Source organism: Kribbella qitaiheensis (assembly GCF_042657745.1).
In the GTDB taxonomy this organism is placed as follows: Bacteria; Actinomycetota; Actinomycetes; order Propionibacteriales; family Kribbellaceae; genus Kribbella; species Kribbella qitaiheensis.
Genome location: NZ_JBHSKE010000002.1, coordinates 204629 through 217410, shown reverse-complemented (window position 1 = coordinate 217410; position 12782 = coordinate 204629). Strand labels below are relative to the sequence as shown.

General features: G+C 68.1%; 9 protein-coding genes. 8 read left to right on the top strand and 1 reads right to left on the bottom strand.

The window, feature by feature from the left end:
- Positions 1-4 precede the first annotated feature (4 nt).
- The 8 genes from iolD to ACFPJ1_RS01165 all read left to right on the top strand — a co-directional run bounded on the left by iolD (position 5) and on the right by ACFPJ1_RS01165 (position 9186).
- Positions 5-1924, top strand: coding sequence for a 3D-(3,5/4)-trihydroxycyclohexane-1,2-dione acylhydrolase (decyclizing) (iolD, locus tag ACFPJ1_RS01200; RefSeq protein ID WP_380100860.1), 1920 nt, complete (start codon positions 5-7; stop codon positions 1922-1924).
- The gene (locus ACFPJ1_RS01195) at positions 1917-2810 is read left to right on the top strand and encodes a TIM barrel protein (RefSeq protein WP_380100858.1); all 894 of its coding nucleotides are present in this window, start codon (positions 1917-1919) and stop codon (positions 2808-2810) included. The genes iolD and ACFPJ1_RS01195 overlap by 8 nt, the downstream gene beginning before the upstream one ends.
- A gap of 81 nt (positions 2811-2891) precedes the next feature.
- Positions 2892-3887, top strand: a complete 996-nt coding sequence (locus ACFPJ1_RS01190; RefSeq protein ID WP_380100856.1) for a sugar ABC transporter substrate-binding protein — start codon at positions 2892-2894, stop codon at positions 3885-3887.
- Positions 3888-3895: 8 nt separating this feature from the next.
- Entirely contained in the window at positions 3896-4939 is a 1044-nt protein-coding gene (locus ACFPJ1_RS01185; RefSeq protein WP_380100854.1) for an ABC transporter permease, read from the top strand.
- Positions 4936-5823: an ATP-binding cassette domain-containing protein gene (locus ACFPJ1_RS01180; protein ID WP_380100853.1), complete on the top strand. Its 888-nt coding sequence runs from the start codon at positions 4936-4938 to the stop codon at positions 5821-5823. The genes ACFPJ1_RS01185 and ACFPJ1_RS01180 overlap by 4 nt, the downstream gene beginning before the upstream one ends.
- Positions 5820-6830 (top strand): Gfo/Idh/MocA family protein, encoded by a 1011-nt coding sequence (locus ACFPJ1_RS01175; protein ID WP_380100851.1) that lies wholly within the window; start codon positions 5820-5822, stop codon positions 6828-6830. Before ACFPJ1_RS01180 ends, ACFPJ1_RS01175 begins: the two co-directional genes overlap by 4 nt.
- Positions 6827-7693: a sugar phosphate isomerase/epimerase family protein gene (locus ACFPJ1_RS01170; protein WP_380100849.1), complete on the top strand. Its 867-nt coding sequence runs from the start codon at positions 6827-6829 to the stop codon at positions 7691-7693. Before ACFPJ1_RS01175 ends, ACFPJ1_RS01170 begins: the two co-directional genes overlap by 4 nt.
- Entirely contained in the window at positions 7690-9186 is a 1497-nt protein-coding gene (locus tag ACFPJ1_RS01165; RefSeq protein ID WP_380100847.1) for a CoA-acylating methylmalonate-semialdehyde dehydrogenase, read from the top strand. Before ACFPJ1_RS01170 ends, ACFPJ1_RS01165 begins: the two co-directional genes overlap by 4 nt.
- Here the strand turns inward: ACFPJ1_RS01165 and ACFPJ1_RS01160 are convergent, their stop codons facing one another.
- On the bottom strand, positions 9187-12603 hold the full coding sequence (locus ACFPJ1_RS01160) for a beta-N-acetylglucosaminidase domain-containing protein (protein ID WP_380100845.1): 3417 nt from the start codon (positions 12601-12603) through the stop codon (positions 9187-9189). It lies immediately after the preceding gene.
- Positions 12604-12782 lie beyond the last annotated feature (179 nt).

Sequence of the window (12782 nt, the reverse complement as noted above, 5' to 3'; positions counted from 1 at the left end):
AGCGATGACGGTCCGTCTCACGGTCGCGCAGGCGCTGGTGCGATTCCTGAGCGTTCAGTACTCGGAGCGCGATGGGCAGCGGCAGAAGTTGTTCGCCGGCTGCTTCGGCATCTTCGGGCACGGGAACGTGGCAGGCCTCGGTCAGGCGCTGCTGCAGGCCGAGCTCGAGGACCCCGACGCGCTGCCCTACATCCTGGCCCGCAACGAGCAGGCGATGGTGCACAGCGCGTCCGCGTTCGCCCGCACTCGGGACCGCCTGCAGACCTATGCCTGCACGGCGAGCATCGGGCCCGGCTCGACCAACATGATCACCGGCGCGGCCCTGGCCACGGTCAACCGGCTGCCGGTGCTGCTCCTTCCCTCGGACGTCTTCGCGACCCGGGTCGCGACCCCCGTGCTGCAGGAACTCGAGAGCACGACCGGCGGCGACGTCTCCGTGAACGACGCGTTCCGCCCGGTCTCGAAGTACTTCGACCGAGTCTGGCGGCCGGAGCAGTTGCCATCGGCCCTGCTGAACGCCATGCGGGTGCTGACCGATCCGGTGGAGACCGGCGCCGTCACGATCGCGCTGCCGCAGGACGTCCAGGCCGAGGCCTTCGACTGGCCGCAGGAGCTGTTCGCCGAGCGCACCTGGTACATCGCCCGGCCATTGCCTGAGGCATCCATTGTCGACAAAGCGGTAGAGCTCCTCAGGTCGTCGGAGCGGCCGCTGATCGTGGCCGGTGGCGGCGTGGCCTACTCGCAGGCGCAGGACGCGTTGCGCGAGTTCGCCGAGGCCACCGGCATCCCGGTGGCGGAAAGCCAGGCGGGCAAGGGATCGCTGCGCTACGACCATCCCCAATCGGTGGGCGCGGTCGGCTCGACCGGTACGACGGCGGCCAACGCGCTGGCGCGGGACGCCGACCTCGTGATCGGCATCGGGACCCGCTTCGCCGACTTCACGACGGCGTCGCGGACTGCCTTCCAGAACCCCGACGTGCGGTTCGTGAACATCAATGTCGCGCGGTTCGACAGTGGTAAGCATGCCGGTCTCCCTCTCGTCGCGGATGCCAGGGAAGCCCTTGTTTCCTTGCGATCCGCGGTCGGTGAATGGTCTGTACAGGAAAAGTACAAGGATCTGACCGCAGAACTGGCGCGAGTTTGGGACGAGACCGTCGAGCGGGCGTACAACCCGCCTGCGGAGGTTGTGGAAAACGTCGCGGACGGACTGCTGACCCAGGGCGAGGTGCTCGGCGCCGTGAACGAATTGTCGGAGCCGCGTGATGTGGTGGTTTGTGCGGCCGGCTCGATGCCGGGCGACCTGCACAAGCTCTGGCGGACCCGCGACCCGAAGGGATACCACGTCGAGTATGGCTACTCCTGCATGGGTTACGAGATCGCCGGCGGGCTCGGCATCCGCCTCGGCGCACCCGACCGGGACGTCTTCGTGATGGTCGGCGACGGGTCGTACCTGATGATGTCGAGCGAGCTCGTCACCGCGGTCCAGGAGAACGTCAAGATCATCGTCGTCCTGGTCCAGAACCACGGCTTCGCCTCCATCGGTGCCCTGTCGGAATCCCTCGGCTCCCAGCGGTTCGGTACGTCGTACCGGCGGCGCAGCGGCGACGGGCGGCTCGACGGGGACTACCTGCCGGTGGATCTCGCGGCGAACGTGCGCAGCCTCGGCGTCGAGGTGATCGAGGTGAACAGCCGCGCCGAGCTGGAGAAGGCCATCGGTACGGCGAAGGGCGCCACCGGGCCGATCGCGATCCACGTGAAGACGGATCCGCTGATCGGAGCGCCGGACAGCGACTCCTGGTGGGACGTCCCGGTCAGCCAGGTGTCCGACCTGGAGTCGACGCAGACCGCCTCCGCGGCGTACGTGGAGTCCAAGAAGGCACAGCGTCCGTATCTGACGCCGATCGAGGGGGACAACCATGGGTGAGGTCAAGGTCGGCAGTGCGCCGGACTCGTGGGGCGTCTGGTTCGCGAACGACGACCAGCAGACGCCTTGGGAGCGGTTCCTCGACGAGGTCGCGGCCGCCGGCTACACGCGGATCGAGCTCGGCCCCTTCGGCTACCTGCCCACGGATCCGTCGCGGCTGAAGGAGGAGCTGGACAAGCGTGGCCTCGAGGTCACCGCCGGCACGATCTTCGAGCACCTGCACCGGCCGGACTCCTGGGACTCGACCTGGCGTGACGTCTCGGCCGCGGCCGAGCTTGCCGCGGCGATGGGAGCCAGGCACCTGGTGGTGATCCCCTCGATGTGGCGCGGCTCGAACGGGGAGGTGGTCGAACCGCGCCTGGATCATGAGGGTCAGGCGCGGCACGGCCACCAGGTCACCGAGCTCGGCCGGCGGATCGCCGCGGAGTACGGGTTGAAGACGCAGTTCCACCCGCACGCGGACGGGCACGTGGACAGCCAGGAGACGGTCGAGCGGTTCCTCGCCGAGACCGACGGGGAGCACGTCAACCTCTGCCTGGACACGGGGCACATCAGCTACTGCGGCGGCGACAACCTGCAGTTGATCCAGCAGTACCCGGAGCGGATCGGGTACGTGCACCTCAAGCAGGTCGACCCCGTCGTACTGGCGGCCGTGCAGGAAGAAGGACTGGGCTTCGACGAGGCCGTCAAGCGTGGCGTGATGTGCGAGCCGCCGCTCGGGATTCCCGAACTGGCACCCGTGCTCGACGCGCTGGCCGGCCTGGACGCGGACCTGTTCGCGATCGTGGAGCAGGACATGTATCCCTGCCCACCCGACGTCCCGCTCCCGATCGCGGAGCGGACTTTGTCCTACCTCAGGAGCCACGGGGGTGGTGTATCCGTTTGACGACCAGCAGAGTGACTCTGCATGGTCACACCCACACGCCGCGGCGTTACCGCGGAAACGTCTGAAAGGCTGGTTGTAGTCATGGTTCGGTGGCAGAAGAAGGCGGTGGCCACGGGGGCGGCGCTCGTGCTGGTCGCGGCGCTGGGTGCGTGCAGTTCCTCCGGTGGCAAGCAGGAGGAGGAGAGCTCCGGTGGGGCCGCGGGCAACGTCGCGAACACCCCGCGGATGAAGGTCGCGTTCATCACGCACGCGGCCCCTGGTGACACGTTCTGGGACCTGGTCCGCAAGGGCGCCGAGGCGGCCGCGGCGAAGGACAACGTCGAACTGCAGTACTCCGGTGCGCCGGAAGGCGCCGACCAGGCCAACCTGGTGCAGACCGCGATCGACCAGAAGGTCGACGGGATCGCGGTCACGCTGGCCAAGCCCGACGCGATGCAGGCCAACGTGAAGAAGGCGGCCGACGGCGGTATCCCGGTGGTCGCGCTGAACGGTGGCATCGAGGCCTGGAGGCAGGCGGGTGCGCTCGGCTACTTCGGTCAGGACGAGCGGATCGCCGGCCAGGCCGCGGGCCTGAAGCTGGTCGAGCTCGGCGCCAAGAAGGCCGTCTGCGTCATCCAGGAGCAGGGCCACGTCGGCCTGGAGGCGCGCTGCCAGGGCGTGAAGGACAAGTTCCCGAACGTCGAGAAGCTGTACATCACCGGCACCGACATGCCGGGCAGCCAGACCACGATGACGTCGAAGCTCCAGCAGGACAAGAGCATCGACTACGTCGTCACGCTGGGCGCGCCGTTCGCGCTGGCCGCGGTGAAGTCGGTCAAGGACGCGGGCTCGACCGCCAAGGTCGGCACCTTCGACACCAACAAGGACCTGATCGGCGCGATCAAGTCCGGCGATGTGCAGTGGGCCGTGGACCAGCAGCCGTACCTCCAGGGGTACCTCGCGGTCGACAGCCTGTGGCTCTACAAGACCAATGGCAACACCATCGGCGGTGGCCAGGCCACGCTGACCGGTCCTGCCTTCATCGACAAGGGCAACGTCGCAGCGGTGGAGAAGTTCGCCGCCGGCGGGACGCGCTGAGGATCGTCATGGCTTCCACACTGACGGTGCCGCCGACGGTCGACGACCGGGTCTCGACCCGGTCCCTGGGCGCGCGGCTGCTGAGCCGTCCCGAAGTCGGGTCGCTGGTCGGCGCCGTGGTGGTGCTGGTGTTCTTCCTGATCGTCGCGCCGCCGTTCCGCGAGCTCGCCACCACCGGCACGATCCTCTACCAGTCCGCGCTGATCGGCGTGATGGCCGTGCCGGTGGCACTGCTGATGATCGGCGGTGAGTTCGACCTCTCGGCCGGTGTCGCGGTGACGACGGCGGGTCTGACCGCAGGATTGTTCTCCTACCAGTTCAGCACCAACGTGTGGGTCGGCGTCGGAGTGTCGCTGGTCGTCATGATCGGTATCGGTGCGTTCAACGGCTGGCTTCTGATGCGCACGGGGCTGCCGAGCTTCCTGGTCACGCTCGGCACCTTCTTCATCCTGCAGGGCCTCAACCTGGGTGTCACCCGGGTGCTGTCCGGCACGGTCTCGTCGAACTCGATCAGCGACATGGACGGGTTCTCCTCAGCCCAGGCGGTGTTCGCCTCGGAGTTCAAGCTGGGCCCGCTCAACGTGAAGATCCTGGTCGTCTGGTGGATCGTATTCGTCGCGATCGGGACCTGGGTGCTGCTGAAGACGAAGGTCGGCAACTGGATCTTCGCCGTCGGCGGTGACGCGGCAGCCGCCCGGGCGGTCGGCGTACCGGTGAAGCGGGTCAAGATCGGCCTGTTCATCACGGTCGGGGTCTTCGCCTGGTTCTCCGGCATGCACCTGCTCTTCAACCAGGCTGTCGTGCAGTCCGGTGAGGGTGTCGGCAAGGAGTTCATCTACATCATCGCGGCGGTGGTCGGCGGCTGCCTGCTGACCGGTGGCTACGGCTCGGTGGTGGGTTCGGCGATCGGCGCGCTGATCTTCGGGATGACCCAGCTCGGCGTCGTCTACGCCGGCTGGAACGCCGACTGGTTCAAGGCGTTCCTGGGCGTCATGTTGCTGCTGGCAACCATCGTCAACCTCGCCGTGAAGAAGAGGGCGGATCTGAGATGAGTACCACTACAGGGTTCGCGCAAGAGGCCACCACCAGCCCGACCTCGCCGATCGTCCATCTGGACGACGTGGGCAAGAGCTACGGCAACGTGCACGCGTTGCGTGGTGTCACCCTGGCCGTCCGGCAGGGTGAGATCACCTGTGTGCTCGGCGACAACGGCGCGGGCAAGTCGACGTTGATCAAGATCATCGCCGGCTTGCACGAGCACACCGACGGTGTGTTGTCGGTGAACGGCGAGGAGCGCCGGTTCAGCTCGCCGCGCGAGTCGCTCGACAGCGGGATCGCGACGGTCTACCAGGACCTGGCGCTGGCCCCGCTGATGTCGGTCTGGCGGAACTTCTTCCTCGGCAACGAGATCACCAAGGCGCTCGGCACGATGGACGCCACCAAGATGAAGCGGATCGCCCACGAGGAGCTGACCAAGATGGGGATCTCGATCCCCAACCTGGAGCAGCCGGTCGGAATGCTGTCCGGCGGTCAGCGCCAGTGCATCGCGATCGCCAGGGCGATCTACTTCGGCGCCAAGGTGCTGATCCTGGACGAGCCGACCGCCGCGCTCGGCGTGAAGCAGTCCGGCGTGGTGCTGAAGTACATCGTCAAGGCCCGTGACGCCGGCCTGGGAGTCGTCTTCATCACCCACAACCCGCACCACGCCTACCTGGTCGGCAACCACTTCGTGGTGCTGAAGCTGGGCCGGGTCTCGCTCGACACCCATCGGGCCGACATCAGCCTGGAGCAGCTGACCAACGAGATGGCCGGTGGGTCCGAGCTCGAGGCGCTCAGCCACGAGCTGCGCGGCGTCGACCCCGAGCTGGTCGTCGAGCGGGTCGAGGGCAACGGACAGGTCGCGGTCGAATCTCCACTGGACAAGGGGGCGGGATGACGGAGCTGAACATCGGCATCATCGGCGTCGGAATGATGGGCGCCGATCATGCCGAGCGGGTCGCGCGGAGGATCTCGGGCGCCCGGCTGGTGGCGGTGTCCGACCCGGACACCGCCCGGGCGACCTCGCTGGCCGCGGCGCTGGAAGGCGTCCGAGTGATCGAGGAGCCGCTGGCCCTGATCGGCGACGCCGAGGTGGACGCGGTGATCATCGCGTCCCCCGGCTTCGCCCACGCCGACCAGCTGATGGCGTGCCTGGAGCACGGAAAGCCAGTGCTCTGCGAGAAGCCGCTCACGATGGACGCCGAGTCGTCCTTGCGGGTGGTGGAAGCCGAGCACAAGATCGGCAGGCAGTTGATCCAGGTCGGGTTCATGCGCCGCTTCGACCCGGAGTACGCCGCGCTGAAGCGGCTGCTCGACTCCGGTGACCTCGGCCGGACGCTGCTGCTGCACAACGTGCACCGGAACAAGACGGTCCCCGAGACGTTCCGCAGCGAGATGATCGTGCGCGATTCGCTCGTGCACGAGGTCGACGTGGCGCGGTGGTTGTTCGGCGACGAGATCACCCGGATCACCGTGTACACGCCGAAGCCGACCAGCCTGGTCGGGGAAGGCGTGCTCGACCCGCAGCTCGCGGTGTTCGAGATGGCGAGCGGGGCGCTGGCCGACGTGGAGGTGTTCGTCAACTTCCAGGTCGGCTACGAGGTGCGCTGCGAAGCGGTGGCCGAGCGGGGGAGCGCGACGATCGGCCTCGGGGTCGACGTGCTGACCAGGACGGCCGGACACTGGGGTGGTGCGGTGCCGGACGACTTCCGGGTCCGCTTCGGGCTGGCGTACGACATCGAGGTCCAGCGCTGGGTGAACGCCGCGGCGAGGGGCGAGATCGATGGCCCGACGGCCTGGGACGGGTACGCGGCCGCCGCGGTCTGCACGGCTGGCGTGCAGTCCTTGCAGGAGGGGCGCCCGATGGAGGTCGAGATGGTGAGCCGTAGCGAGGTGCTCGGGTGAAGCTCAGCCTCGACCCCTACATGTTCCGGCAGGTGCCGCTGCTGGAGCTCCCCGGCCTGGTGGCCGACCTGGGCTACCAGTGGCTGGAGCTTTCGCCACGGGATGACTTCTTGCCCTTCTTCAATCACCCACGGGTGGACGACGCAAGGGTGGCGGCGTTCAAGGCCGAGCTGGAGGCGACCGGGGTCGGGGTCTCGTCGGTGCTCCCGCTGTACAAGTGGTCGGGACCCGACGAGGACGAGCGTCAGGCCGCGGTCCGGTACTGGAAGCGCGCGATCCGGATCACCGCCGAGCTCGGCGTGGACGTCATGAACTCCGAGTTCAACGGCCGGCCCGAGCAGGCGGCCAGGAGCGAGTCGCAGTTCTGGCGGTCGATGGAGGAACTGCTGCCGGTCTTCGAGGCGGAGGGGGTCCGGCTCGTCCTCGAGCCGCACCCCGACGACTTCGAGGAGGGCGGCCGCGCCGCGATCGACCTGATCCGCGGTATCAACAGTCCACTGGTGAGCTTCATGTACTGCGCACCGCACACGTTCCACATGGGCAACGACGCCGCGGGGATCATCGGGTATGCGGGTGACCTGCTGACCAACGTCCATGTCGCCGACTCGTTCGACCACACCGGGTCGTCCGGTCTGCGCTACATCGTCAACCCGCCCGGCTCGACCGTCCGGGTGCATCAGCACCTGGACATCGGCCAGGGCGAGGTCGACTTCGACGAGTTGTTCGCGAGCCTGGCCTCGGTCGGGTTCGACGGCACCGTCACCGCCTGCGTCTTCGCCTGGGAGGACCGTGCCCGGGACTCGAGCAGGTTCATGCGGGAGAAGATCACCGACTTACTGATGAAGCAAGGGATGCAGCTGTGAGTACTGAGCGAATCACCCATCTGATCGGCGGGACCCCCTGGACGGGCGTCTCCGAGCGCACCAGCAAGGTCTACAACCCCGCCACCGGCGAGGTCACCGGAGAGCTGGACCTGGCCTCGGCGGCGACTGTCGACGAGGTGGTGAAGGTCGCCCACGATGCCTCCAAGGCGTGGGGCCGGACCTCGCTCACCAAGCGTGCGCAGGTGCTGTTCGCCTTCCGCCAGCTGCTGAACGAGCGCAAGGAGGAGATCGCCGCACTGATCACCGCCGAGCACGGCAAGGTGTTGTCGGACGCCCTCGGCGAGGTGACCCGCGGCCTCGAGGTGGTGGAGTTCGCCTGCGGCATCCCGCACCTGATGAAGGGCGGCTTCAGCGAGAACGTCTCCACCAACGTCGACGTGTACTCGATCCGCCAGCCGCTCGGCGCGGTCGCGGTGATCTCGCCGTTCAACTTCCCGGCGATGGTGCCGCTGTGGTTCGTCCCGATCGCGGTGGCCTGTGGCAACAGCGTGGTGATCAAGCCGTCCGAGAAGGACCCGTCGGCGGTGAACGCGGTGGCCTCGCTCTGGAAGGAGGCCGGACTGCCCGACGGCGTGATGAACGTCGTGCACGGTGACAAGGAGGCCGTCGACCGGCTGCTCGAGCACCCGGACATCAAGGCCGTCTCGTTCGTCGGCTCGACCCCGATCGCCCGCTACGTCTACGAGACCGGTACTGCGCACGGCAAGCGAGTGCAGGCGCTCGGCGGTGCGAAGAACCACATGGTGGTGCTCCCCGACGCGGACCTCGATCTCGCCGCGGACGCCGCGGTCAACGCAGGCTTCGGCTCGGCGGGTGAGCGGTGCATGGCGATCTCCGCGCTGATCGCGGTCGAGCCCGTCGCGGACGACCTGATCGGGAAGATCCGGACCAGGATGGCGACGCTGAAGACCGGCGACGGCACCCGCGGCTGCGACATGGGCCCGCTCGTCACCGGCCCCCACCGCGACAAGGTCGTCGGGTACGTCGAGGCCGGGGTGACCGAAGGCGCCGAACTGGCGGTCGACGGTCGCGAAGGTCCGTTCGACGGCGGTGACAACGGCTTCTGGCTCGGCCCCACGCTGTTCGACAAGGTCACCCCGGACATGTCGATCTACACCGACGAGATCTTCGGCCCGGTGCTCTCGGTAGTGCGCGTCCCGTCGTACGACGCGGCGCTCGACCTGGTGAACTCCAACCCCTACGGCAACGGCACGGCGATCTTCACCAACGACGGTGGCGCCGCCCGCCGGTACCAGACGGAGGTGGAGGTCGGCATGGTCGGCGTCAACGTCCCGATCCCGGTGCCGATGGCCTACTACTCCTTCGGCGGCTGGAAGAACTCGCTCTTCGGTGACACGCATGCGCACGGCGCCGAGGGCGTCCACTTCTTCACCCGCGGCAAGGTGATCACCTCCCGCTGGCTCGACCCGTCCCACGGCGGGCTGAACCTGGGCTTCCCCACCCACGACTGATCACTGGATGGTCGGGTAGGCCTCCAGCTCGTAGAGGGAGTAGCCGTAGGTGGTGGCTCGCTTGACGCCCTGGAGGCGGAGGAAGCGGCCGGTGGCGTCGAGCCAGACGGTGTCGACGCCACCGTCGCTGTCCGCGACCTCCGCGGCCGTGGTCCAGGTGTTGCCGTCGTCGGATACCTGGACCTGGTAGGCCTTCCCGTACGCCGCTTCCCAGCGGAGCACGACCTTGCCGAGCGCCGTCGCTGCACCGAGGTCCACCTGCAGCCAGGACGCGTCGGCGTACCCGGAGGCCCAGCGGGTGGCGGGGTCGCCGTCCACAGCGAACTCAGGCGTGTACGACGTGCCGGGCTCGACGCCTGAGGCGGTCACAGGTCGATCGAGCGCGGCATTGATCGTGGAGGTCTTCGGCCGGACCGAGAGAGCAGCAGTGGCGGTGAACGTCTCGCCGCCGGCGTTGAAGGTCACCGGAAGAGTGACTGTGCTCAACGCCGCGTCGGCCGGTGGCGTCACCTTCACGGCGACCGACCGGGTGAAGCCGCGGGTCACCGTGATCGGGGTGCTCGACGGCGTCACGGTCCAGCCCGCGGGTGAAGTGATTGCGAGAGTGCCGGTGAGGTCTTCAGCCCCGGCGGGCGAGAGGTTGACGGTGATGGTCGACGCCTGGCCGCGCACGACATCGGCCTGAGCCGGATCGATGCTCATCGTCACCAACGGCGTATCGGCCCAGCGCGGTACGAGTTCCGCTACCTGCGGAGCAGGACTTCCGTCGTTCCACACCAGGCGGATCGCCTCGGCGAGGAGATCCTTGGTGTCGAGCTCGGCATAGGCGGCGCCCACAGATCCGACCGAGCGCCACTCGCCGCCGACCCGGACCTCGACCTGCGCCTCCCCGACGCCACCGGCCTGCTGGAGCACCGTCAGCGAGGCGAGCCTGCGAGGCGCCGACAAGGTCGCGACCAGGGCGTCACCCTGCGCCGGAGCACCCGAAGCGACGTACGCCGACTCGACGTTGCCATCGGCCGCTCGCTGGTACGACGAGTCCGTGGCCGGCGTAGGCGAGCCGGTGACGGTCAGCGTGGTCTTGTCGCTGCCGACAGTCTGGACGGAGAACTCCCGGACGACGAGCCAGAAGTCGCTCGTGGTGAGCGCGCGATAGCGGACATACCGGGCCTTCGTTCCGGCGGGTGCGGTAGCGCGGACCTCTGCGGTCGTCCCGCGCGCCAGTTCCGTCCACTGCGTCCCGTCTACGGAGTACTCCAGCGCTCCGGAGTGGATGTAGTCATTCGGGCTGCTCGACTTGCCCATCAGTACTGCGATGTCGCTGATCTCGGTGCTGTCGCCAAGGTCCACCCGTACTTCGGCGCCCGGCCCGGGGCTGCCGTTGCTCCAGTAGAAGGTGTTCGGGTCGCCGTCGACCATCCGTGCCGGGACGTTGTCCTGGTAGGTGCCGAGCGACGTCGTGGCAGTCCGGCCCGGTACGACGCCGAGCCAGCGGTCGTGCACTCGGCCGACCTCGGCCAGCAGTTCGTCGACCACCCGCTCGCCGATCCGCGGGTAGGTTCCGTTGTGAGGTGCCCGGCTGTCCCGGATCGCCTTCGCCTGGTTGATCAGCGTGGTGATCTGCTGTCGCTCGGTCCAGGCCGTCGCGCCGTTGCCGGCGTCAAGGGCGGCCAGCAGGACCAGCGCCCGCTGCATCGCCTGTCCCCACAGCTCCGTTGCCTTCAGCCACGACTCTGCCTCGTCGGAGAACGCTGGATCGACTACTCCGGCACGGATCACGGCCGGCGCGGCCGCCACCGCGTTCACTTGCGGCTGAAGCTTCTTCACTGCGCCAGACCGATCACCGGCGCGCCAGGTCTTCCAGAACGTGTCGATCGCCGCTCCGAGCTCCGGCGCGCTCTCGGAGTGCAGCGTGCCGTCGTACGTGTTCAGATCGGCGAACACCCGCAGAGCCCGAGCAGTGGCAGCGTCGCCACCGGCACGCTCGTCGAGTGCCCGCAACCAGGAGGCGTGCTCGTTGTAGCTGGCCGGGTTCCAGCCCAGCTCGCCGAACGAGTACAGCGCCACCTTGCTGACCGCCGCCTGGTTCATCGGGTTCGAGATCACCCCGACGACGTGATCGGCGATGCCCGGCTCGCGACCGCTGTAGTCGGCGAGCAGCAACCGCCCGGCCGCGTAGTCGTTGACCGGGTAGTTGTCCCAGATCAGGATGTCGTGCCCGAACACCGCCTTCGCCTGCGCTGCCTGGGCGGCGGTGATGGTCTGCGGCACCACCCCGATGCCGGTCCAGTGCACCACCACGTCCGGGTCCAGCAAGTCCCGCAACGCCTTCTTGTACGGCGTTTCGGTGACGTTGTAGTACTCCGTGGGCACCATCTGCAGGGGTGCCACGTCGGGCTTGGTCTCCACCCACTCGCGCTGCACCCGGTTCAGCAGGTCACTCTGGGCCCGGCCGGCCGCACCACCTCCGGTCCCGTACTTCGCCCGGTCGGCGTCACAGTGCCAGACGTTGTAGTCGATGTCGTCGAGCGGCACGTTGAACGACCGGCCGCCAAGGGCGTAGAGCGAATCGAACTTCGCCACCAGCGCCTGGAAGTCCGCCTCCGAGGTGTAGCAGATGTCGAGTCCGGGGGAGAGCGCGAAGGTGAAGTCCACCTTGTTCTGACGGGCCCGGGTCACCAGTTCGCCGAGCTGGGCCAGCTTGTCGGCGGGGTACGGCTCGCGCCACGTCTCGCGGTGGTACGGGTCGTCCTTCGGCGCGTACTCGTAGGTGTTCATCCGGTGCGCGCCGAGGTAGTCGAGGTGGTCGAGCCGGTCCGAGTGGGACCACGGCGTGCCGTAGAACCCCTCGATCGAGCCGCGGTACCGCATCGTCGGCCAGTCTCTGATCGCCACGCCAGGCATCCAGTCTGTGCCAGGCCGCGCCTGCACCAACTGGGCCAACGACTGCGCCGCGTAGAACGTGCCGTCGGTGTCGACGCCGTCCAGGACCACGTGGCCGCGGCCCTTCTGGTCCAGCCCGGCGGCGAGCACATAGCCCTCCGCCGCGAGGCCCGCAGTGCCGTTGACGTGCAGTTGAGCCAGAGCAGCGTCGCCCTGGCCGAGCCAGAAGGTGGTCGGCGTGCCCGGGTCACTGCCGTCGGTGGTTCGCACTGTCTTCACGCCGGCGCGTTGGAGCACCTGCCGCAGTACCCGCTCAGAGTCGGCGTCCGAGTCCTTGCCCCGGACCAACCCGACCACCGGGGTGATCGGGAAACCATCGTGGCGCTGGGTCTGCTGCTGCGGTTCGGGTGACACCGGGGACGCCTCGCTCGGTGGGGAATCGGCGGCCGCCGCTCCCGGCGGGATCAACGCCAGAGGTACGGCCAGCGCGATCGCGCCGACGGTGGACAGGAGGGGGTGCGGGCGGAAGCGCATCGAGTCTCCTCAAGGCAGGGCGGGTGCAGACCAGTTAGCCACTGCGCATAAGTGCGCGTCAAGGTGTCATCTGTGGCAACTTCAGGCAACCTGATTCACAACCCGGAGCCTGCAGCCTCCGTCGCGGAGAAGAGCCGTGCTCCCGACGTCTCCCACCAAGTACTGCGACAGCGCGCGCG

What these genes read in the sequence shown, in the direction of transcription:
- iolD (WP_380100860.1), top strand. Translation starts at nt 5, where the DNA reads ATGACGGTCCGTCTCACGGTCGCGCAGGCGCTGGTGCGATTCCTGAGC.
- ACFPJ1_RS01195 (WP_380100858.1), top strand. Translation starts at nt 1,917, where the DNA reads ATGGGTGAGGTCAAGGTCGGCAGTGCGCCGGACTCGTGGGGCGTCTGG.
- ACFPJ1_RS01190 (WP_380100856.1), top strand. Translation starts at nt 2,892, where the DNA reads ATGGTTCGGTGGCAGAAGAAGGCGGTGGCCACGGGGGCGGCGCTCGTG.
- ACFPJ1_RS01185 (WP_380100854.1), top strand. Translation starts at nt 3,896, where the DNA reads ATGGCTTCCACACTGACGGTGCCGCCGACGGTCGACGACCGGGTCTCG.
- ACFPJ1_RS01180 (WP_380100853.1), top strand. Translation starts at nt 4,936, where the DNA reads ATGAGTACCACTACAGGGTTCGCGCAAGAGGCCACCACCAGCCCGACC.
- ACFPJ1_RS01175 (WP_380100851.1), top strand. Translation starts at nt 5,820, where the DNA reads ATGACGGAGCTGAACATCGGCATCATCGGCGTCGGAATGATGGGCGCC.
- ACFPJ1_RS01160 (WP_380100845.1), bottom strand. Translation starts at nt 12,603, where the DNA reads ATGCGCTTCCGCCCGCACCCCCTCCTGTCCACCGTCGGCGCGATCGCG.